General features: G+C 65.0%; 22 protein-coding genes and 1 tRNA gene. 11 read left to right on the top strand and 12 right to left on the bottom strand.

Annotation, left to right across the window (positions count from 1 at the left end):
- The first annotated feature begins 9 nt into the window (after positions 1-9).
- The 4 genes from CK220_RS00125 to CK220_RS00110 are packed head-to-tail and all read left to right on the top strand — an operon-like array spanning position 10 to position 2,751.
- Complete coding sequence (locus CK220_RS00125) at positions 10-717, top strand: Tim44/TimA family putative adaptor protein (RefSeq protein WP_095809641.1); 708 nt, start codon at positions 10-12, stop codon at positions 715-717.
- Between the two features lie 18 nt (positions 718-735).
- Positions 736-1,842: a murein transglycosylase A gene (locus CK220_RS00120; RefSeq protein WP_095809640.1), complete on the top strand. Its 1,107-nt coding sequence runs from the start codon at positions 736-738 to the stop codon at positions 1,840-1,842.
- Positions 1,839-2,363: a Smr/MutS family protein gene (locus CK220_RS00115; RefSeq protein ID WP_095810222.1), complete on the top strand. Its 525-nt coding sequence runs from the start codon at positions 1,839-1,841 to the stop codon at positions 2,361-2,363. Before CK220_RS00120 ends, CK220_RS00115 begins: the two co-directional genes overlap by 4 nt.
- A 25-nt stretch (positions 2,364-2,388) precedes the next feature.
- Positions 2,389-2,751: a helix-turn-helix transcriptional regulator gene (locus CK220_RS00110; RefSeq protein WP_066991880.1), complete on the top strand. Its 363-nt coding sequence runs from the start codon at positions 2,389-2,391 to the stop codon at positions 2,749-2,751.
- A 10-nt stretch (positions 2,752-2,761) separates the two neighbouring features.
- Here CK220_RS00110 and CK220_RS00105 read toward each other — a convergent pair whose 3' ends face one another.
- From CK220_RS00105 to CK220_RS00095, 3 genes are all read right to left on the bottom strand, one after another.
- A complete protein-coding gene (locus CK220_RS00105) occupies positions 2,762-3,379 on the bottom strand; it encodes a transglutaminase-like cysteine peptidase (RefSeq protein ID WP_095809639.1) in 618 nt (205 codons plus the stop codon).
- Between the two features lie 247 nt (positions 3,380-3,626).
- Positions 3,627-4,904, bottom strand: coding sequence for a polyhydroxyalkanoate depolymerase (locus CK220_RS00100; protein WP_095809638.1), 1,278 nt, complete (start codon positions 4,902-4,904; stop codon positions 3,627-3,629).
- A 234-nt stretch (positions 4,905-5,138) separates the two neighbouring features.
- Positions 5,139-5,501: a septal ring lytic transglycosylase RlpA family protein gene (locus tag CK220_RS00095; RefSeq protein ID WP_095809637.1), complete on the bottom strand. Its 363-nt coding sequence runs from the start codon at positions 5,499-5,501 to the stop codon at positions 5,139-5,141.
- Between the two features lie 305 nt (positions 5,502-5,806).
- On the opposite strand from CK220_RS00095, the gene CK220_RS00090 reads away from it, so the two are divergent.
- Positions 5,807-5,992, top strand: coding sequence for a hypothetical protein (locus tag CK220_RS00090; protein ID WP_095809636.1), 186 nt, complete (start codon positions 5,807-5,809; stop codon positions 5,990-5,992).
- Positions 5,993-6,049: 57 nt separating this feature from the next.
- Here CK220_RS00090 and CK220_RS00085 read toward each other — a convergent pair whose 3' ends face one another.
- The 5 genes from CK220_RS00085 to tauA all read right to left on the bottom strand — a co-directional run bounded on the left by CK220_RS00085 (position 6,050) and on the right by tauA (position 10,077).
- Positions 6,050-6,979 (bottom strand): TauD/TfdA family dioxygenase, encoded by a 930-nt coding sequence (locus tag CK220_RS00085; protein WP_095809635.1) that lies wholly within the window; start codon positions 6,977-6,979, stop codon positions 6,050-6,052.
- Between the two features lie 45 nt (positions 6,980-7,024).
- The gene (locus tag CK220_RS00080; protein ID WP_095810221.1) at positions 7,025-7,210 is read right to left on the bottom strand and encodes a hypothetical protein; all 186 of its coding nucleotides are present in this window, start codon (positions 7,208-7,210) and stop codon (positions 7,025-7,027) included.
- 21 nt (positions 7,211-7,231) lie between these two features.
- Complete coding sequence (locus CK220_RS00075) at positions 7,232-8,092, bottom strand: ABC transporter permease subunit (protein ID WP_095809634.1); 861 nt, start codon at positions 8,090-8,092, stop codon at positions 7,232-7,234.
- A complete protein-coding gene (locus CK220_RS00070; RefSeq protein WP_095809633.1) occupies positions 8,089-8,862 on the bottom strand; it encodes a taurine ABC transporter ATP-binding protein in 774 nt (257 codons plus the stop codon). Before CK220_RS00070 ends, CK220_RS00075 begins: the two co-directional genes overlap by 4 nt.
- Positions 8,863-9,063: 201 nt before the next feature.
- A complete protein-coding gene (gene tauA / locus CK220_RS00065) occupies positions 9,064-10,077 on the bottom strand; it encodes a taurine ABC transporter substrate-binding protein (protein WP_095809632.1) in 1,014 nt (337 codons plus the stop codon).
- Between the two features lie 454 nt (positions 10,078-10,531).
- Here tauA and CK220_RS00060 point away from each other — a divergent pair, with 454 nt between their 5' ends.
- The 6 genes from CK220_RS00060 to CK220_RS00025 all read left to right on the top strand — a co-directional run bounded on the left by CK220_RS00060 (position 10,532) and on the right by CK220_RS00025 (position 17,514).
- Positions 10,532-11,872 (top strand): FAD/NAD(P)-binding protein, encoded by a 1,341-nt coding sequence (locus CK220_RS00060; protein WP_095809631.1) that lies wholly within the window; start codon positions 10,532-10,534, stop codon positions 11,870-11,872.
- A gap of 407 nt (positions 11,873-12,279) precedes the next feature.
- Positions 12,280-13,716 carry a pyridoxal-phosphate dependent enzyme gene (locus CK220_RS00050; protein WP_095809630.1) on the top strand — a complete coding sequence of 479 codons (1,437 nt, stop codon included), beginning with the start codon at positions 12,280-12,282 and terminating at the stop codon, positions 13,714-13,716.
- A complete protein-coding gene (locus tag CK220_RS00045) occupies positions 13,713-14,882 on the top strand; it encodes a cystathionine gamma-synthase (protein WP_095809629.1) in 1,170 nt (389 codons plus the stop codon). The genes CK220_RS00050 and CK220_RS00045 overlap by 4 nt, the downstream gene beginning before the upstream one ends.
- A gap of 267 nt (positions 14,883-15,149) precedes the next feature.
- Positions 15,150-16,391, top strand: coding sequence for a D-amino acid dehydrogenase (locus CK220_RS00035; RefSeq protein ID WP_095809628.1), 1,242 nt, complete (start codon positions 15,150-15,152; stop codon positions 16,389-16,391).
- A 32-nt stretch (positions 16,392-16,423) separates the two neighbouring features.
- Positions 16,424-17,230 (top strand): aspartate/glutamate racemase family protein, encoded by an 807-nt coding sequence (locus CK220_RS00030; RefSeq protein WP_095809627.1) that lies wholly within the window; start codon positions 16,424-16,426, stop codon positions 17,228-17,230.
- A 101-nt stretch (positions 17,231-17,331) separates the two neighbouring features.
- Positions 17,332-17,514 carry a hypothetical protein gene (locus tag CK220_RS00025; RefSeq protein WP_141245075.1) on the top strand — a complete coding sequence of 61 codons (183 nt, stop codon included), beginning with the start codon at positions 17,332-17,334 and terminating at the stop codon, positions 17,512-17,514.
- Positions 17,515-17,550: 36 nt separating this feature from the next.
- On the opposite strand, the gene CK220_RS00020 is transcribed toward CK220_RS00025, so the two are convergent.
- From CK220_RS00020 to CK220_RS00005, 4 genes are all read right to left on the bottom strand, one after another.
- Positions 17,551-17,856: a UBP-type zinc finger domain-containing protein gene (locus CK220_RS00020; RefSeq protein ID WP_095809625.1), complete on the bottom strand. Its 306-nt coding sequence runs from the start codon at positions 17,854-17,856 to the stop codon at positions 17,551-17,553.
- Positions 17,856-19,541, bottom strand: a complete 1,686-nt coding sequence (locus tag CK220_RS00015) for a cyclic nucleotide-binding domain-containing thioredoxin-disulfide reductase (protein ID WP_095809624.1) — start codon at positions 19,539-19,541, stop codon at positions 17,856-17,858. The genes CK220_RS00020 and CK220_RS00015 overlap by 1 nt, the downstream gene beginning before the upstream one ends.
- 88 nt (positions 19,542-19,629) lie before the next feature.
- Positions 19,630-20,349, bottom strand: coding sequence for a hypothetical protein (locus tag CK220_RS00010; RefSeq protein WP_095809623.1), 720 nt, complete (start codon positions 20,347-20,349; stop codon positions 19,630-19,632).
- A 124-nt stretch (positions 20,350-20,473) separates the two neighbouring features.
- Positions 20,474-20,558 (bottom strand) — tRNA-Leu (locus CK220_RS00005).
- Positions 20,559-20,820 lie beyond the last annotated feature (262 nt).

Raw genomic sequence — 20,820 nt, 5'->3', positions numbered from 1 at the left:
GCGGAAGATATGGGTTTCTTCGACTTCGGCACGATTTTCTTTTTGATTGCGGCGGTTGTGATCTTCTTCCAGCTGCGCAATGTGCTGGGCCGTCGCACCGGAAACGAACGCCCGCCCTTCGATCCTTATTCGGCAAGCCGCACGCGCGAGCAGGACGCGGCGCAGAAGTCCGAGAATGTGGTGTCGCTGCCGCGCAAGCGCATGCCGGGGGAAACGGCGCCCGAGACCTATGCCGCGATCGACGCCTTCGCCAAGCCGGACAGCGATCTCAACAAGGGCCTGCGCACGATCAAGGACAACGATCCGTCCTTCGATCCCAAGACCTTCATCGACGGCGCCAAGATGGCCTACGAGATGATCGTCATGGCCTTTGCCGACGGTGACCGCAAGACGCTGAAGAACCTGTTGTCGCGCGAGGTCTATGACAGCTTCGTCGCCGCGATCGGCGAGCGCGAGGCGAAAGCGGAAAAGATCCAGTCTTCCTTCGTCGGCATCGACAAGGTCGATGTCGTCGCTGCCGAAATGAAGGGCACCGAGGCGCATATCACGCTGCGCATCGTCAGCGAGCTGATTTCGGCGACCCGCGACAAGGTCGGCGCCGTCATCGACGGCGATCCTGAGAAAGTCGCGGAGGTCAAGGACGTCTGGACCTTCTTCCGCGATACCCGCTCGCGCGATCCGAACTGGAAGCTGGTCGCAACGGAAGAAGAAGATTGAGCCTGGGTGGCGGCTGTCATGTCGCTATCTTCGGCATTCAAGGAAAAATCCTTCGGTGACCTGCCCGGCTGGGACGAGGATGATCACCTCGCCGCTTTCGCGGCGTTCAAACGTTCGGCTTTCCACGTACTGACCAAGCCTTATCGAACCGGTTCGCTCGGCGTCGAGTTCGCCGCTTTTGCCGCGCCGTATGCCGAGGCGCGCTCCGTTTCGCCGGCCAATCGGTCCGCGGCGCGGTCCTTCTTCGAGCGCCATTTCGCTCCCGCTTTGGTGGCGGCGGAGAGCGGCGGCGCCGGACTCGTCACCGGCTTCTATGAACCGGAGGTCGAGGCCTCGCCGGTGAGGACGGAGCGATTTGCCGTGCCGCTGCTTTCCCGTCCCGCCGATCTGGTCGACGTCGACGATAAAAACCGCCCCGCCGGGATGGATCCCTATCTCGCCTTCGCGCGCGCCACGCCCGCAGGCTCGGTCGAATATTTCGATCGCGGCGCAATCGAGCGCGGCGCGCTTTCCGGGCGGAACCTCGAGATCGCCTGGCTCGCCGACAAGGTCGACGCCTTCTTCATCCATGTGCAGGGCGCGGCGCGGCTGAAGATGACCGACGGCAGGCTTTGCCGCGTCACCTATGCCGCCAAATCCGGCCAGCGCTTTACCGGTCCGGGCAGGATCTTGAGCGAGACCGCCGAAATCCCGCTGGAAAAGGTGACGATGCAGTCGATCCGCGCCTGGTTCAAGGCGCATCCTGAGCGTGTCGACGAGATCCTCTGGCAGAACCGCTCCTATATCTTCTTTCGTGAGGCGCCGGTCGAGGACCCGGCGCTCGGTCCCATCGCCGCTGCCAAGGTGCCGCTGACGCCCGGCCGCTCGGTCGCCATCGACCGGCTGCTGCACACCTTCGGCACGCCCTTCTATATCGTCGCGCCGACGCTCGCCGCTTTCGGCGAAAAACCGTTCAGGCGGCTGATGATCGCGCAGGATACCGGCTCAGCCATCACCGGAGCGGCGCGGGGCGATCTCTTCGCCGGCTCGGGCGATGCCGCGGGCGAGGTCGCCGGCGTCGTGCGCAATGCCGCCGATTTCTATGCGCTGGTTCCGCGCGGGCTGGTCGACAGGGGGTGCGCGTGACCCGCCGCCACGACACGCTCGGCGACGACGACCGCATCCTCTGGAACCTGGTGGCGCGCACGACGCGGCCGCTCAAAGGCAAGGCCGCGGTCGAGATTCCCGACATTGTCGAGCCGAAGCCGGCGCCGGCGCCCACGCCGGCCAACGGCGTTGCCACCGCTGCCGCGAAGCCGAAGCCGCAGCACGTCGCGCATTCGCTTGACGACGAGACGCACGAGAAACTGAAAAAGGGCCGGCTGCCGATCGAGGGCCGCGTCGATCTGCACGGCATGACGCAGGACGAGGCCTATTCGCTGCTCCTCGCCTTCCTGCACCGCGCCCATGCCGGCGGCATCCGCTATGTCCTGGTCATCACCGGCAAGGGCTCGTCGTCCGGCGGCGACGGCATCCTGCGCCGCTCGGTGCCGCACTGGCTGTCGACCCCGGCTTTCCGGCACCTGGTTTCGAGCCACGATCACGCCGCCCGCAACCATGGCGGCTCCGGCGCGCTCTATGTGCGGCTCAGGCGGACGCGCGCATGAGGACGCCGGCCATGAGGATGCAACAGTGACCCCGTTTGGTGAAAGGCTCAGGGCGCTGCGCGCCGAGCGCGGCGTCAGCCAGAAGGCGATGGCGCAGGCCATCGGCGTCAGCGCCGCCTATCTGTCGGCGCTCGAGCATGGCCGTCGCGGCGCGCCGACCTGGACGTTGATCCAGAAGATCATCGGCTATTTCAACATCATCTGGGACGACGCCGAAGACCTTGCCCGCCTCGCCGAAACCTCGCATCCACGGGTCAGGATCGACACGTCGGGCCTGTCGCCGGCCGCGACCGAGCTGGCCAATCTTCTGGCCGAAAGCATCGAGAAGCTCGACGAGGCGGAGCTGCGCCGCCTTAGCGCGTCGATACGCGCGGCGCTGAGAAGGTAATTCCCGAGATTTACTGCACCGAGCCGACCAGCACCTGCTGGCCGTCGCGGATCGACACCCAGCGGCCGGTGTTGTCGATCGCCTGGCGCTTGAGATAGCGGTAGCCGGTCTCGTCCCAGGCTTTGACCTCGTCGGTCAAATTGTCGAGGATGTAGTCGCCCTTGTCGGTGCGCACCGTCAGAACCGAATGGCCTTCGCCGTCCGGCTTGCGCACGACGGTGATCAAGAGATCGGCAAGCGACATGCCCATGCGATAGAGCTGGCGCCGCTTCTCCAGCACATAGTCCTCGCAGTCGCCAAAGCCGTTGTCCGGATAGGTCCAGACCTCGTCCTTGCCGTAATTGTCGAGATCGCTCATCGGCTTGACGGCGGCGTTGACCCTGGCGGTCACGTTGATCAGCTTGCGCCACAGAGCATCGGTCAACTTCGCCGGCGCGAGATTGGCCGGGCGAATGTTGCATTCGCTCGGATGCGTCTTGCAGAAATCATAATGTCCGATCGGCTGCGAGGTCAGGCCGCCGGTGGCCATAGCGCCGGCAGCCCATGCCGGAACCGCCCAGTGGGCCGAGATCGCCAGCCCTGCGACTGCACACAAACGCAGCATCCGCGCCATCGGTGAGGAAGTCATTGTCCCCCGGGGTCCGCCCTTGTTTATTAACGAAACGTTAAGGGGGAATTACAGTCCGTGTCAATTAAAGACAACGGCTAGATTGGTGGCATGGTTACCCGCCAGACCCGCATAGCGGCAGTTTGGCAACAGCGGCGTCGCCAAGCCCCCGAGAACCGCCCGTCGCCGGTCAGCCCCGAACATCTGTTTCCACGCAATGCTCGACGGAAAGGTCACCCGCTTTGGGCGGGACCGAGCCGCGCCGGCTTCAGCTCTTGGCGGAACGGACCAGCTTCGGCTTCGCCGCCACGCGGGTCTGGCGGCCGTAGCTGGAGATGAAGTCAACGATGCGCGGCACGATCTCTGCCCGGAACCGCGAGCCGTTGAAGACGCCGTAATGGCCGACCGCCGGCTGCATGTAGTGGGCTTGCCGGTCGGCCGGGATGTTCACGCAAAGCTCATGCGCGGCCTGGGTCTGGCCGAGGCCGGAAATGTCGTCGTTCTCGCCCTCGACGGTGAACAGGGCGACATTGCGGATCGCCTGGGGATCGACGGCCTCGCCGCGATGCGTCATTTCGCCCGTGGGCAGAGCGTGGCGCACGAACACCGTGTCGACCGTCTGCAGATAGAACTCCGCCGTCAGGTCCATCACCGCCAGATATTCGTCGTAAAAGTCACGGTGCTTCTCGGCGCTGTCGCCGTCGTTTTTCACAAGGTGCATGAAGAAGTCCTTGTGGGCGATGATGTGGCGGTCGAGATTCATGCTCATGAAGCCCGAAAGCTGCAGGAAGCCGGGATAGACATCGCGGCCGAATCCGGGCACCGGCCAGGGCGCCTGCATGATGACGTTGTCGCGGAACCAGGCGGTGCCCTTTTCCCCGGCGAGCACATTGACCGCGGTGGGGTTGCGGCGGGTGTCGATCGGTCCGCCCATCAGCGTCATGGTCGACGGCACGAAGGGGTCGCCACGCTTTTCCATCAGCGCCACCGCCGCCAGCACCGGCACCGAGGGCTGGCAGACCGCCATCACATGGGTATCGGGACCCAGCACATGGAACATCTCGATGACATAGTCGATATAGTCGTCGAGATCGAAGCTGCCCTGCGACAGCGGCACCATGCGGGCGTCGACCCAGTCGGTGATGTGCACGTCGGCGTGAGGAAGCATCGCCTCGACCGTGCCGCGCAGCAGCGTCGCATAATGGCCGGACATCGGTGCCACGATCAGAAGCTTCGGATCGGGCTTGCGGCCCGCGGGAAGCGAGCGTTCGAAGCGGACGAGGTTGCAGAACGGTTTCGACCACACGGTTCGTTCGGCGACGTCGACGGTCTTCCAGTCGACCATCGCCTTGGTCAGGCCGAATTCAGGCTTGCCGTAGCGGCGCGTCGTGCGCTCGAAGAGTTCCGCGGCTGCCGCGACCGAACGGCCGAGCGGCGTATGCGAAACCGGATTGAGCGGGTTGGAATAGAAGAACCGCACCGCATCGGCGTAAAGGCGGGCGGGCTGCAGCGCCGCATGGTTCAGTTCGTAGAGCTGGTAGAACATCAAGAACCCCGCTGCTGCCTGACGACCAAAGGGCCGACGAGCAGCGCCGAGCCTTGAATGTCTCGCAGTGAGGTTAACAAGATATTGTTGCGATGCAATACGTCAACTGGCGTGACGAATGCTGCTTTGGTCCAAACTGTTGAAAACTCGCCACCTATGGCGGAGCCGGCTCACTATGCGCTGCCGCAATATGTAGGAAATATGTCCGGCTCCCTCTTGCCGGACACCGACCTCTCAAACGCGCGCCATGCAGACTGCGGTGTGGCCCGAGCCGATGAAGCCGAGCTGGGTGGCGGCGCCGCGGGAGAGGTCGAGCACGCGGCCCCGGATGAACGGGCCGCGGTCATTGATGCGCACGACGACGCTGCGGCCGTTGTTCTTGTTGGTGACCCTGAGCTTGGTGCCGAACGGCAAGCTGCGGTGCGCCGCGGTCAACGCGGCGGGGTTCATGCGCTCGCCGGAAGCGGTTCTGGAATGCAGCGCGTACCAGGAAGCGCGGCCGCATTGTGCCGCGGCTGAAGAGGCGGAAGAGGCGCCAGCCATCAGGCCAGCCGCGATCGTTGCCGCGACAAGCGCGGTGCGGTTGCTTTTCTTCATCTTTTAGGGGTGGGCTCCGTTATAGACAACCCGCCGTAAGTGCCGAATGAGGCGGGAAATGCGGCAAGCCTCTGGCGGTTCCATGGCAAAGGCACACGTTTGGAGTCGCCGCGAAACAGTTTGTCATGACTTGTCCGGCGCGCGCCGGCGTATTCTTCATGAACACCGAGCCGGCGTGCAGGAGTCTCGAGTAGGATCAGCCCTCGGTGCGCAAGTAAAAGAGGAAGCGGGTGCTCTGCTTCCTTATGCTCCTTTGTTGCGCGCGCGTTCCGATGAAGGATCGACTTTGCGCAGGGATTTTGCCGATGCGACTGATCAGGAATTTGCTGGCGCTGATCGTGCTGGCGATCGGCGTGCTGTGGTCGCTGCAAGGGCTTGGGCTGGTCCAGGGCAGCTTCATGACCGGCCAGAGGGAGTGGCTCTATATCGGGCTCGTCACCACGCTGCTCGGCCTGCTTGGGCTCCGTTGGGCAAACCGTTCGCGCGTTTGACCGACCGGCAAGGTTGGCGCCGCGCGTCCGGGTCGGACGGACGGCGCCCTGATGGCGTCAGGCGGCCTTTGCCACCGGCTTGGCCGCCTTGACATGGGTCACGCTGCGGCGTCCGTCGACGCTGACCGGCACATCGCCGTCGACGGTGGCGCGGCGCACGATCCGCGGTTGGTCGCCATAGTCGTTCACCGCATAGTGCTGGGTGGCTCGATTGTCCCAGATCGCGACGTCGCCGGCCTGCCACCGCCACCGCACGATATTCTCAGGCGTGGTCACATAGGTCTGGAACAATTCGTAGAGTTTGGAGGAGTCGCTCTTCGACAGGCCGACGAAGCGCTGGACGAAATTGCCGAGCAGCAGCGAACGCTCCCCGGTTTCCGGATGCACGCGCACCACGGGGTGCTCGGTTTCATAGATGGTCGACGTGAAGACCTCTTCGAAATGTCTCCTTTCCTCGGCCGAGGCGCGGGGACGCACGGCGGCGTAGTCATAGGCATTGCTGTGAATGGCCCAGAGATTGTCGGCCAACAGTTTCAGCGGCGCCGGCAGGCCTTCATAGGCGGCATGCGTGTTGGACCAGATGGTATCGCCTCCGGCGGCGGGTATGACGACGCCGCGCAGGACGGAGAATTTTGGATAGGCGTCCACGAATGTGACGTCGGTGTGCCATTGGTCGGCACGGCCGCCGCCGCGGCTCGAGTCCAGATTGAGGATCGAGGCCGTACCCGCCACCGGCCCTTGTGTCGGGTGCGGCACGAGATTGCCCAGGCGCCGCGCGAACAATTCATGTTCGGAGTCGTCGAGATGCTGCTGGGCGCGGAAGAAGACGACCTTGTGCTTCAAAAGAAGCTGGTTGATTGACGCTACAGTGTCGTCCGACAGGTTTGCGCCAAGGCGAATGCCTCTGATTTCCGCTCCCACACGGGCGGTCAGCGGAATGACGTCGGTGGTGGGAATGGTCTGGTCGGTAGGCGCGGGACTGCTCATGGGAATCTCCTGATTTGCTCGTTGTGGAAGGGGAGGTCTGCGGCGTCACTGTGACCAATACTGCCAGGCCCAGTAGAAACTCTCGTCGCGCGGCGGCAGGCGGTCGCGCTCGGCATCCGTCCGCACCGGCGCCGGCGATTTCGGCCTGTCCTGGAGCGTCTCCGTCTCTTTTGGCCTGGCAAGCAGCCAGTTGCCGACCTCTGCGAAAAGCACCGCGGTGGAATGGGTCATCGTCATTCTCCTCGTTTCCGCTCATTGCCGCCCCGTCCAGGGAACCAGTGCGTGTTCGATCCTGCGGATGATGAATTCCAGCGCGAAGGCGATCGTCGCGATCACCAGGATGCCCATCATCACCACGTCGGTGACCAGGAACTGGGCCGCCGACTGGATCATGAAGCCGAGCCCGCGCGTCGCCGCCACCAGCTCGGCCGCCACCAGCGTCGACCAGCCGGCGCCGAGCGCGATGCGCAGGCCGGTGAGGATCGACGGCAGCGCGCTGGGCAGCACGACATGGCGCACGACCTGCCCGCGCGTGGCACCCAGCGAACGCGCCGCATCGATGCGCTCGCGCGAGACGCCGCGAACGCCGGCGGCAGTCGACAGCGCCACCGGCGCCAGCATGGCAATGGCGATCACCAGGATTTTCGACGGCTCGCCAATGCCGAACCAGATGACGATCAATGGCAGGTAGGCGAGCGGCGGGATCGGCCGCAGGGATTCGAGCAGCGGATCGAACACGCCGCGCCCGACCTTGCTGATGCCGATGGCGAGCCCGACCGGAACGCCGACGACGATCGCCACGACCAGCGCGGCGAACACCCGGCTTAGACTGGCTGTTATGTGCTGAGCGAGCGTCGCATCGACAAAGCCGTCTCGGGCGGCCACGACGAGCTTTGCCCAAACGGCGGCGGGCGAGGGGAGAAAGACCGGCGACACCAGCCGCAATTCGGCCGATACCGTCCATGCCGCCAGCAGCGCCAGAATGGTGAGAGCGCTGATCAGGCGCGCCGAAACGCCTGCCCGCTTCGGCCGCGGCCGCGACCATGGCACCGACAGCCAGTCATTTTCGCCGGTCTTCGCGGCCGGGCGCTCCGTGTAGGTGCCGACGCTCATGCCGCCTCTCCTTCGAAGATCGCATCGGTCAGGTCCGCGCGGGTTGCGGCAAAGGCTGCATCCGCCTTGATCGCGCGGATCGGCTCGCCGGCGGCATAGCGGCGGCCGAAATGCGTTTCGAATGTCCGCACCACGTGGCCGGGTCCAGGCGCCAGCACGACGATACGGGTGGCGAGCACCAGCGCTTCCTCGATGCCATGCGTCACCATCAGCACGCCGACTTGGGCCGCTGCCCACAGATCCAGCAGCGTCGTCTGCATGCGCTCGCGCGTTAGCGCATCGAGCGCGCCGAGCGGCTCGTCGAGGAGAAGGAATTCGGGCTCGGCGGCTAAAGCGCGGGCGAGGCCGACGCGCTGGCGCATGCCGCCGGAGAGCTCCCAGATGCGCTTGTCGCCGGCATTGTCGAGCTTGACCAGCTTGAGCAATTCGTCGGCGCGCCGCGCTCGCTTGTCTGCTGGCACCCCGCGCAGTCTCAGTGCGAAGGCGACGTTTTCACGCGCGGTCAGCCAGGGAAACAGCGCATCGTTCTGGAAGACGACGGCGCGGTCCGGCCCGGGCGCGGTGATCGGCCGGCCGGCCATCGTGGCCTGACCGCGCGCCGGCGCGACAAGGCCGGCGGCGACGTTGAGCAGCGAGGTCTTGCCGCAGCCGGAACGGCCGACCAGGACGACGAAGTCGCCCTTGCCGATATCGAGCGACACGCGTTCGACCGCGGGTGCCGGCTGGCCGTCATAATGGACGGTGACCTTGTCGAGGGCGAGATGCGGCATTGGATTTGAAACCTCTGCTGCCGGGCAATTCCGGAAAAGTGTGAAACGGTTGGGCTCGGCGACTTCGCCGTAGCCTTCCGTCTGGAATTGCGTGAAACCAAAGAGTCAGGAAAGCGGGCGCCTGTCCCGAAACCGCTCCTCGTCGGCGGTCCGGGACAGGCAAGCGCGCGGCAGGGAAGAGAGGCCACGCGACCTTGCGCGTCAGTTCGAGGCGAGCGCCTCGCTGGCATATTTGGTCGTGACGTATTTCGAATAGTCGGGCAGCACGGCGTCGATCTTGCCCTGCTCCTTGAGGAAGGCCGACGTCGCCGCGATCGCCTTGACCGTGCCGCCGCCGAGGAATTTGTCCGAGGCCTGCTCGTCGAGCGTCGGGAAGACATAGCCCTTGAGCAGTTCCGGCACCTCTTCCAGCTTGGCGCCCGTCAGCCTGGCGATCTTGCCGGCTTCGGGCGACGACACCGACCAGGCCTCCGGCTTTGCCAGGAACCGGGCATAGGCTTCGCCCGTCACCTTGACGAAGTCGCGCACGGCTTCCGGATGTTTGTCGGCGAAGTCGGTGCGAACGATCCAGGCGTCGAAGGTCGGCGCGCCCCAGGCCGCCACCTGGGATGAGTCCAGCACCACCTTGCCGGATGTCTTGATCTGGCCGAGCGCCGGGTCCCAGACATAGGCCGCGTCGATGTCGCCGCGCGCGAAGGCGGCGGCGATCTCCGGCGGCCTGAGATTGAGGATCTCCACCGACTTCGGATCGACGCCCTCATGCTTCAGCGCCGCAAGCAGGCTGTAATGCGTGGTCGACACGAACGGCACCGCCAACTTCTTGCCGGCAAGGTCGGCGACCTTCTCGATGCCGGCGCCATTGCGGGCGACCAGCCCTTCCGAGGGGCCGATCAGGCCGACGACGAAGATGGTCTGGATCGGCAGCTCGCGGCTGGCCGCCGCGGCCAGCGGGCTCGAGCCGACATAGCCGATATCGACCGAGCCGGAGGCTATTGCGGCGATGACGTCGGCGCCCGAATCGAACTTGCGCCAGTCGATCGCGGCCTTGGTCGCTTTCTCATAGGCGCCGTCGGCCTGCGGTACTTTCGAAGGCTCGACCACCGTCTGGTAGCCGATGGTGATCTTGAGGTCCTCGGCCGCGGCCGGACCGAGATAGGCAGCGCCCGCAAGTGCTGCGGACGACAGAAGCAGAATGCGTCGTGAGATGGTTGGCATGAAAGGCTCCCAACGGAAGAGAAAAACCGGATTGCCCTTTCATAGTCAGTTAATTCTATCGAGTTTGTAGAGTTAAATCTTTCCAAGCGAATCGGCTTCAATGGAAAAGTCGCCCGGGATCGATTGCGAAGGCGCAAAGGACGCTCGCTGGCGCTCTGCTCAGTCTTCCATCGCGACTGCCCGCGAACCGCCTCGTCTCCGGTTTTTCTCGGCGACAAAAGCACCCGGAGCGAACGAAAATCCTGGCGGCCCCTTTTCCGAGGTACATCCATGCTCCAGATGGTGGCGGAATTGAAATGAGGTTCCGTGCGCGGAGGGGTTAGTATAGTAATCTTATAAACATTGGGAGAGAACGATGCGCGACCACCTGAACCGCATACCGCCAGTCGTTCGCGATGCCGGCCTGACGGCGGCTAGGCTCGATCGCGGCCTCGATCGCTTCTGAATCCAAATCATGATTGGACGCGGCAATTCCATCATCGTTGTCGGCGGCGGCGCCAGCGGCGTCGTGCTGGCAGCGCATCTTTTGAAATCGCCCAATCCCGATTTGCGCGTGACGCTGATCGAGAAGCGGCCGCATTTCGGCCAAGGCATGGCCTACTCGACGCTGCTCTCCGCCCATGTGCTGAATGTCAGGGCCTCCCTCATGAGCGCCTATGCCGACGACCCGGAGAACTTCGCCCGCTGGGTGCTGGAGCGCGGTCTTGTTAAGCCGGACCAGGGGCCGTTCTACGCGCCGCGCAGCCTTTATGCCCGCTATCTGAAGGAATTGCTCGACGATCTCGAGGAGCGCGAACGCGAAGCGGCAAGGCTGCGGCTGATCCGCGAGGAGAGCCTGTCGATCTCGCCCACCTCGTCGGGTGTCGAGGTGACCCTGGCCAACGGCACCAGCGTCGTCGGCCATTTCGCCGTTCTAGCCACCGGCCACGACGAGCAGCCGGGCGCTTTCCAGGGCCGCGCCATCCGGATGGGCTCGGACGCCGACACCGTGCTCGAGCCTGAAGCCCCGGTCCTCGTGCTCGGCACGGGCTTGAGCATGGTCGATGCCTTCCTGTCGCTGGAGCAGCGCGGCCATCGCGGCGAGATCGTCGCGGTGTCGCGGCGCGGCCTGCTGCCCTCGCCGCACCGCAAGGGCAACCCGATCAAGCTCGACATCGCCGACATCCCGCTCGGCACCGAGCTTTCCTATTTCATCGGCTGGTTTCGCAACCTGATCCGCGACAACCAGAAGGCCGGCGGCGACTGGCGCGACGTGGTCGACGGCTTGCGGCCCTTCAACCAGAAGATCTGGCAGAACTGGCCGTCCTCGGCCAAGCGCCGCTTCGTCGAGCACACCAAGGCGTGGTGGGACATCCACCGACACCGCATGGCGCCTGAGGTCTATGGGCGCGTCACCCGGGCGGTCCGCTCGGGCCGCATCCGCCTCGTCGCCGGCCGGGTCGTCGACATCGAACCGGACGGTGGCCTCACCGTGACGATCCAGCAGCGCGGCACGCAGGCGCTCGAAACGCTTGAAGTCGCCCGCATCTATGACTGTATGGGCATTGCCCGCGACATCTCGAAGACATCGAACGGCGTCGTGCGGTCGCTGGTCGAGCGCGGCCTGGCGCGGCCGGACCCGCTGCGCCTCGGCCTCGACGTCACCGCCAAATGCGAAATGATCGCGGCCGATGGCACGGTGTCGTCGAAGATCCTTGCCGTCGGGCCGCTGACCCGCGGCACCTTCTTCGAGATCGACGCCATTCCGGATATCCGCGTGCAATGCGCGAAGCTGAGCAAGCAGTTGCTGGGGTGAAATTTCTGCTGAGGTCAGCACTCTACGGCGCCCCCCTCTGCCCTGCCGGGCATCTCCCCCTCAAGGGGGGAGATCAGATGTCTCGTCGGCTTTCGCCAATCGCCAAGGACACAAGAAAAGGCGCGGCGGGCGAAGCTGCTGATCTCCCCCCTTGAGGGGGAGATGGCCGGCAGGCCAGAGGGGGGTGCTGTCCCGCCGACGCCTCGATGTTGAGCAAGCGACGCGCGCCTAGAATTCCATTCCGCCACTCGTCGCCGGATTGGCACGATCTATCTTCTTTCCAGATGAAAAGGGCTGGAAAAGACGACGGCGCGTGATCTGCGGACCCGCAATGGGGTCCGGCGGCCATCATGCGCAGTTTGGTGACGGCCTGATCCCGTCGAACTGCTTCCCATGGAGGGTCCGAGATGAGCGTGCACAGGAAAGCGGCGCCGGACGGCGCGGAAAGCAATTTGTCACGGCTGCGTCCGCCTTACGCCTCGGTGCTCGACCTGATCGGCCAGACGCCGGTCGTCGAGCTCACCAAATTCGACACCGGCAAGTGCCGGCTGTTCATCAAGCTCGAGAGCCAGAATCCCGGCGGCTCGATCAAGGACCGCATCGCGTTGTCGATGATTGCGGCCGCCGAGAAGGATGGCAGGCTGAAGCGCGGCGGCACCATCGTCGAGGCCACCGCCGGCAACACCGGCCTCGGCCTCGCCCAGGTCGGCATTCCCAAGGGCTACCGCATCATCCTCGTCGTGCCCGACAAGATGTCGCGCGAGAAGATCCAGCATCTGCGCGCTTTAGGCGCCGAGGTGCGCATGACCCGCTCCGATGTCGGCAAGGGCCATCCCGAATATTATCAGGACATGGCCGAGAAGATCGCCGCCGAAATTCCCGGCGCCTTCTATGCCAACCAGTTCGCCAACCCGGCCAATCCGCTGGCGCACGAAAGCACCACCGGCCCGGAAATCTTTTCGCAGCTCGAAGGCGATGTCGACGCGGTGGTGGTCGGTGTCGGCTCCGGCGGCACGCTCACCGGTGTCGGCCGCTTTTTCGCGAAACATTCGCCGAAGACCGAGATGGTGCTTGCCGATCCGGTCGGCTCGGTGCTGGCGCCGCTGATCAAGACCGGCAAGATGACGGAAGCCGGCAGCTGGACCGTCGAAGGCATAGGCGAGGATTTCGTGCCGCCCAATGCCGATCTGTCGCTGGTCAGGAAGGCCTATTCCATCCCCGATAAACAGAGCATGCTGGCGGTGCGCGACCTGCTGTCCAAGGAAGGCATCCTGGCCGGCTCGTCCTCCGGCACGCTCCTGTCGGCAGCGCTCCGCTACTGCCGCGAGCAGACGACGGCCAAACGCGTGGTCACCCTCGTCTGCGACAGCGGCAACAAATATCTGTCGAAGGTGTTCGACGACATCTGGCTGGCCGAGCAGGGCCTTGACGAGCATGAGCAGCATGGCGACCTGCGCGACCTGGTCATGCGCTCGCACCGCACTGGCGACACGGTGTGGGTCGGCCCGGACGAAAGCCTGCTCAACGCCTATGGCCGCATGCGCCGCTCCGATGTCTCGCAGCTGCCGGTGCTGGATGACGGAAAGCTCGTTGGCATCGTCGACGAGAGCGATATCCTGGCCAAGGTCGACGGCCCCTATGACGGCCGCTGGGATCGCTTCAACGCCCCCGTGCGCACCGCCATGGCCTCGAACCTGCACACGCTGCAGGCCAGCCAGACGCTCGATGCGCTGCTTCCCGTTTTCGACCGCAACGAGGTCGCCATCGTCTTCGATGGCGACGAGTTCATCGGCCTGATAACCCGTATCGACCTGATCAACCATCTGAGGCGCCGCGCAAAATGACTTCGAACGGCAAGAACCGCCTGGCCTTTTCCACGCGCACCATCCATGGCGGCCAGAGCCACGATCCGACGACCGGCGCGGTGATGGTGCCGATCTACGCCACCTCCACCTACGGCCAGCAGTCGCCCGGCGTCCACAAGGGTTTTGAGTACGCCCGCAGCCAGAACCCGACGCGCTTCGCCTTCGAGCGCGCCGTCGCCGATCTGGAAAGCGGCAGCGCGGCCTTCGCCTTCGCCTCAGGCCTGGCCGCGATCGGAACGGTGCTGGAGCTGTTCGATGCCGGCGCCCATGTCGTCGCCACCGACGACATCTATGGCGGCTCGTTCCGGCTGATGGAGCGCGTGCGCAAGCGTTCCGCCGGCCTTGAGGTCAGCTTCGCCGATTTCACCGACCTTGCCGCCGTCGAAGCCGCAATCCGTCCGGAAACGAAACTGCTCTGGGTCGAGACGCCGACCAATCCGCTGCTGCGCGTCGTCGACCTTGAAGCGATCGCGGCGCTCGCCAAGCGCAAGGGCCTGCTCACCGTCGCCGACAACACCTTCGCCAGCCCTTACATCCAGCGGCCGCTGGAACTCGGCATCGACATCGTCGTCCACTCGACGACGAAATACTTGAACGGCCATTCCGACATGGTCGGCGGCGTGGCGATCGTCGGCGACAACAAGGATTTGGCCGATCGGCTGAAATTCCTGCAGAACGCCGTCGGCGCCATTTCCGGCCCGTTCGACAGTTTTCTGGCTTTGCGGGGCATCAAGACGCTTGCGCTCAGGATGGAGCGCCATTCGGCGAACGGCCTGAAGATCGCGCAATGGCTGGAAGCCCGCAAGGACGTGCGCCGCGTCATCTATCCCGGGCTGGCGAGCCATCCGCAGCACGAGATCGCCAAGCGCCAGATGCACGCCTTCGGCGGCATGATCTCCGTCGACCTCGACCGCGACCTAGCGGGGACAAAACGCTTCCTCGAACGCACGCAGCTCTTCACGTTGGCCGAAAGCCTCGGCGGCGTCGAAAGCCTGATCGAGCACCCGGCGCTGATGACGCACGGCTCGATTCCGGCGGAGAAGCGCGGGGCGATCGGGATCTCGGATTCGCTGGTGCGGCTGTCCTGCGGGATTGAGGATGGCGACGATTTGATCGCGGATCTGGAGCAGGCGTTGCGAGGCTAAACGACCTTCGTCGCGATCTTTCGCGCCCCTCTCTGTCCTGCCGGACATCTCCCCCACTTGGGGGGAGATTGGCGGTTTGGACGCCCCGCCTGTCCTGCAACGTCGGCGATTGGCGAAAGCCGGCGTGACATCTGATCTCCCCCCTCGTGGGGGAGATGGCCGGCAGGCCAGAGAGGGGCGCTGTCCCGCCGACATCTCGGTATGTGTGCCATTGCACACCGCAATCCACACTCTAGACTACCCCAGCTTGCGATCTCCGGAGGCGCCATGCGCGCGATCGTGTTGGGCGGCGGCGTTGTCGGCGTCACCACCGCCTATCAGCTGCAGAAGGACGGGCACGAGGTCGTCATCCTCGAGCGCCGCGCCGAAGTCGCCGCCGAGACCAGCTGGGGCAATGCCGGCATGATCGCGCCCGGCCATTCCTTCGTCTGGTCGTCGCCCAGGGCGCCGATGATCCTGCTGAAATCGCTGGTGCTGAAGGACCAGGCGCTGCGCTTCAAGCTCTCGGCCGATCCCCGGCTCTATAGCTGGTCGTGGCTGTTCCTGATGGAATGCACGGCCGAGAAGGCCAAACGCAACACGCTGCTCAAGCATCGGCTTGCCGCCTATTCGCAATCGGTCCTGCGCGAGGTCGTCGCCGACGAGCAGATCGACTACGACCGCAACGATCGCGGCATCCTCTATTTCTACCGCAACCAGCAGGCGCTCGACAAAGGCGTCGAGCATATGCGGCTGCTCGAATCCGACGGCCAGCTGATCAAGGTGCTCGACCGCGACACCATCGTCGCGCTCGATCCGGCGCTGGCTTCCGCACGGGAAAAGATCGCCGGCGGCATTCATTGCCCGACCGACGAGACCGGCGACCCGGCCAAGTTCACCCATGCGCTTGCCGCCAAGGTGGTCGAGCGCGGCGGCGAGATCCGCACCGGCACGACCATCACCGGCATCGAGACCTCGGGCGACGGCGTCACCGGTGTGCTGACCGACAAGGGAAGCTGCAAGGGCGATGCCTATGTGCTGGCGCTCGGCTGCTACAGCCCGCTGATCGCGAAGACGGTCGGTATCAGCCTGCCGATCTACCCGATCAAGGGTTATTCGCTGACCATTCCGATCGGCAATCAGCCTCGGCCGCCGACCATCGCTTCGGTCGACGAGCACAATCTGGTCGCCATCTCGCGCTTCGGCGACCGCATCCGCGTCACCGCCACGGCGGAATTCGCCGGCTACGATACCAGCCACAAGCCGGCCGATTTCGCCTTCATGAAGGGCGTGACGCAGGAGCTTTATCCCGAAGGCGCCGATTACGACCGCGCCGAGATGTGGGCGGGCCTCAGGCCGATGACGCCCAACAACCTGCCCGAATTCGGGCGCCGCCGCCTCGGCAACCTCTATCTCAATACCGGGCACGGCCATATCGGCTGGACCATGTCGCACGGCTCGGCGCGCATCACCGCCGACCTGATCGCGGGCCGCAGGCCGGCCATTTCCATGGATGGACTTTTGAACTGAACGCCCGGTCCCGGGATCAGAAAGGGAACGCCATGTCTGTCACCGCAGCCGCTACCCGCCTTCAAGCTTCGGAGCCGGTCGACCTCGGCGTCTTGCCGTCGGAACTCGACGGCGGCCTTGCCTCGCGCGCCGCGATCGGGCTTGCGATCCTCGCCACCGACCAGACGCTGGAGCATGAGTTCCGCGCGCTGGTGCGCATCCCGGGCGTCGCCTTCTACGAGGCCCGCCTCTTCAACGACAACGACATCACGCCCGACACGCTGCGCGCCATCGGCCCGCGCATCGCGCCCACGGTCGACCTCATCCTGCCCAGCATCCCGCTCGACGTCGTCGGCTTCGGCTGCACCTCGGCGACCATGACGCTCGGCGAGGAAGCCGTTTTCGCCGAAATCCGCAAGGCGCGGCCGGGCGTCGCCTGCACCACACCGGTCACCGGCGCGCTTGCCGCCTTCAAGGCGCTCGGCGCCAAGGGCATCGGCCTGCTGACGCCCTATGCGCCGGAGATCAATCAGGGCCTGGTCCGTTATTTCACCGGACGCGGGCTCGACATCGCGGCCGTCGCCACTTTCGACCGGCGCGATGACCGCGAGGCCGCCCGCATCTCGCTTGCCTCGATCGAGGCGGCGGCCAAGCGCATGGCTGAGGCGCCCGGCGTGGACGCGATCTTCATCTCCTGCACCAGCCTGCGCGTCGCCGAGGCGGTAGCGGAGCTCGAGCGGCGCATCGGCATTCCCGTCACCTCCTCCAACCACGCCATGGCCTGGCATTGCCTGCGGCTCGCCGGCATCGACGACGTCGTGCCTTCCGGTGGAAGGCTGTTCGCACTGCCTATTGCCTGATCCGATGGCAGATTGGCCCCTTCGAAATCCGCCGGTTAACGTTTGCGGAAAAGGTTGCTTAACGCTTCGCTACTATGTCCCGCCTAGGGAGGCAGGACAGAGTGAGCGCGATGAACGACAGCCCCGAAAAGCGCAATGAATGGCGCGCCATCTTCTACGTGCAGGCGCGTGTGGCGATCCTGTTCGTCCCGATCATCGTCAGCCTGCTGATCATCGGCGCGCTTGCCGGCAACGACCGCGATCGCGACGTCTTCGACCGGACAGTCACCAGCTCGGTGAAGTAGGCGACCCGGCAAGAGGCTCTCGGTATTCCGTGCAGGCTAGACAAATCGCGGGATCGGGCCGTTCTGCGGTGTGGTGCGGTCGCCGAGGTCGATGAAAAGCTCGTCGACATAGCACCAGCCCCAGCCTTCGGGCGGATCGTAGCCTTCGATGATCGGATGCTGAGTGGCGTGGAAATGCTTGGTGGCGTGGCGATTGGGCGAGTCGTCGCAGCAGCCGACATGGCCGCAGGTGCGGCAGAGCCTCAGATGCACCCACCAGGAGCCGCTCTTCAGGCATTCCTCGCAGCCGAGGGCGCTCGGCACCACATCCTTGATGTCGTCCGTATGCCTGCATTCGTCCATCACGATCTCCTTTCGGGCTGAGCAGCACGCCCGCCGTTCCGCGCAAGATAGGCATGCAGCGCCGCCACCACCTGAGCGCCTTCACCGACGGCGGCCGCGACACGCTTGGTCGAGCCGCAGCGCACATCGCCGATGGCGAACACGCCGCTGCGGCTCGTCTCCATCGGGCCGTGTCCCGGCGCCACATCCGGTCCGGTGCGCACGAAACCCCTGGCGTCGAGCGCCACGTCGCAGCGCACCAGCCAGTCGGTGTTCGGGTCGGCGCCGATGAACAGGAAGAGGTGGCGGATGGGACGCGTCGTCGCCACGCCGGTGACCCGGTTGCGCCAGCACAGCTGGTCGAGGTTGCCGTCATGGCCGTCGAGCGCCTCGACCTCGGTTTCCGTCAGCACCTCGATGTTCGGCTGCGCCTCGATCCGCTCGACCAGATAGCGCGACATGGTGGCGTCGAGGCTGTCGCGCCGCGCCAAAAGCGTCACCTTGCGCACCTGGCTGGCGAGATAGACGGCCGCCTGGCCGGCCGAGTTGCCGGCGCCGACCAGCGCCACCTCCTGGTCCCGACAGAGCCGTGCTTCGATCGGCGAGGCCCAGTAGTGCACGGACGTGCCCTCGAACTGCGCGATGTTAGCGACGTCGAGGCGGCGGTAGCGTGCGCCGCTGGCGATCACCACCGTGCGGGAGCGCACGGTCTCGCCGTCGCCAACGACCAGACGGTAGCCGGCCATGTTGTCGGCGGCGCCGAGCAATCTGGCTTCGTCGGGGATCACCATCTCAACCCCGAACTTCTGCGCCTGGTTGTAGGCGCGCGCCATCAGCGCCATGCCCGTAATGCCGGTCGGAAAGCCGAGATAGTTCTCGATGCGCGAGGATGCCCCCGCCTGCCCTCCGAAGGCGCGGCAGTCGAGCACGATCGTCGACAGCCCCTCGGAAGCCGCATAGACCGCGGCCGCCAATCCTGCCGGTCCGGCGCCGACTATGGCAACGTCGTAGATCTTGCCGGCATCGACCGGCCGCAGCAGCCCGACGCAGCGGGCGAGATCGCTTTCGGCCGGATTGTGCAGCAGCTTGCCGTTGGGACAGAGCACAATCGGCAAATGGTGCGGATCGACATGAAAGCGCTCGATCAGCGTCTTGGCGCAGGGATCGATGTCGGAATCGAGCGCGCGGTGCGGCAGGCCGCTGCGGGTGAGAAAACCCTGCAGCCGCAGCACGTCGCCATTGCCGGGAGGGCCGATGACGATCGGCCCGCTGATGCCGCTCTCGATGAGGCCGACGCGGCGCAAGATGAGCGCGCGCATGACGCGCTCGCCGAGATTCGCCTCCTGCACCATCAGATCCCGCAGCCGCTGCGAGGGGATGACGATGGCTTCGACCGGCGCGATCGCCTCGGCATTGACCAGCGACGGTCGGCTCGAAAGCTGCGCCAGCTCGCCGATGAAATTGCCCGGACCGTAGGTGATGATCGCCTCGCGTGGGCCAAGCCCGCCGGCCTGCGTGATGCCGACCTTGCCCGACAGGATGACGACCAGTCCGGGCGAGACCGTGCCGGCTGTCACGATATGCTCGCCAGCGGCATAGCCGCGCGCTTGGCCGAACCGTCGCATGCGCTCGATGTCCGCGTCGGCGAGCACTGGGAACATCTGGTCGCGGCGGGCGGCGATGATCGGGCTGACGGCAGGGGCCATGGGGCGACCGTACCGTTACGGTCGCCGGCTTTGAAGCGGTTTGTTCGGGGGACTGGCCGGAAGGGCAGGTTGGCCGCTACGCCTTCATCTATCCGAGCGACCTCGCCAGCTTGCGCAGCGCCCCCTGCGGATCATCGGTGATGACGGAGCCATGCGAGACAAGGATGCGCTTGAGCGCCGGCAGTTCCGCCCATCGTCTCAATTGGGCCGCGAGTGCCGCCTTGTCGCCGACCATCGTCAGCTTGACCGGCCAGGGTATATGCGGCTCATCACCGGCAAATCCCATCATGCGCAATGCCCAGCCTGCAAAGCCGGATGCGCCGCGGATGTTGCCGACGATATCATTGAGAACGAGCGTCGTGCCGTTCGGTTTGTCAATTTGCAGCGCCGCTTCGCGATCACGGGTTCCGGGGACGGTGACGAGCTTGACGTCGGGATCGCCGAAGTCGCCGCGTGCCGCATCGACATGCACCGCCTTCTCGACCCTGTTGAGCGCGCCCGCCGGTGCAATCACCTGAAGGCTGGGATAGCGATCCTTCCATGGCTTTGCATCGAGCCGGTGATGATCATTAGGGACGATCAGGAAGGCCGGCTGGCCGAAGGCCTCGATCGCGCGCATCTGTTCGTCGTCGAGCGCGATAGCGCTGAAGATGACAAGCCGTCGGTCGCGCAATCGCACCACGGTCATGCGCCGTTTCATGTTGCCGACTGGCATCGGTATGTCGCCGGTCACCGTCAGGATATCGTCGTCGACAGGGGAGAGCCTGCCATGCGGCAGAACCTTCCACTCCTTGAACGGCTCGGGCATCACGCAACCTCGGGCTAACCGACACGGTAGGAACGGTTCAACTCGAGACGAGTTGCAGGGCACAAAAAAGCCCGGAAAATCCGGGCTTTCTGCTCATCGCGTCAGATCGTCTGAAACGGGAATTTGGTGCCCAGAAGAGGACTCGAACCTCCACTCCTTGCGGAACACGGACCTGAACCGTGCGCGTCTACCAATTCCGCCATCTGGGCTGGTGCGGGCTCATGTAAGCGGGCGGACGAAGCCTGTCAACGCGGTTTTTTCGAGGGAGCCGTGGTGTGCCGGCTCAAGGCCTGAGCAGTCGGACTGTCAGTAAGCTCGCTTCATGCCCGGTGGGACGACCAATTGTCGACGTCGGCGCCGCCCCTCATTGCCCTGCCGGGCATTTCTCCCCGTATAGAGCGGGATGAATTTGGATTGAATCGAAGGGATTCCCAAGGGTCTGCAAATCAGATTCAAGATGCTGGCTGGGAG

Origin of the sequence: Mesorhizobium sp. WSM3860 (assembly GCF_002294995.1) — a bacterium.
GTDB lineage: Bacteria > Pseudomonadota > Alphaproteobacteria > Rhizobiales > Rhizobiaceae > Mesorhizobium.
The sequence above is the reverse complement of the archived record's forward strand: the minus strand, read 5'-3'. Positions and strand labels throughout refer to the sequence as shown.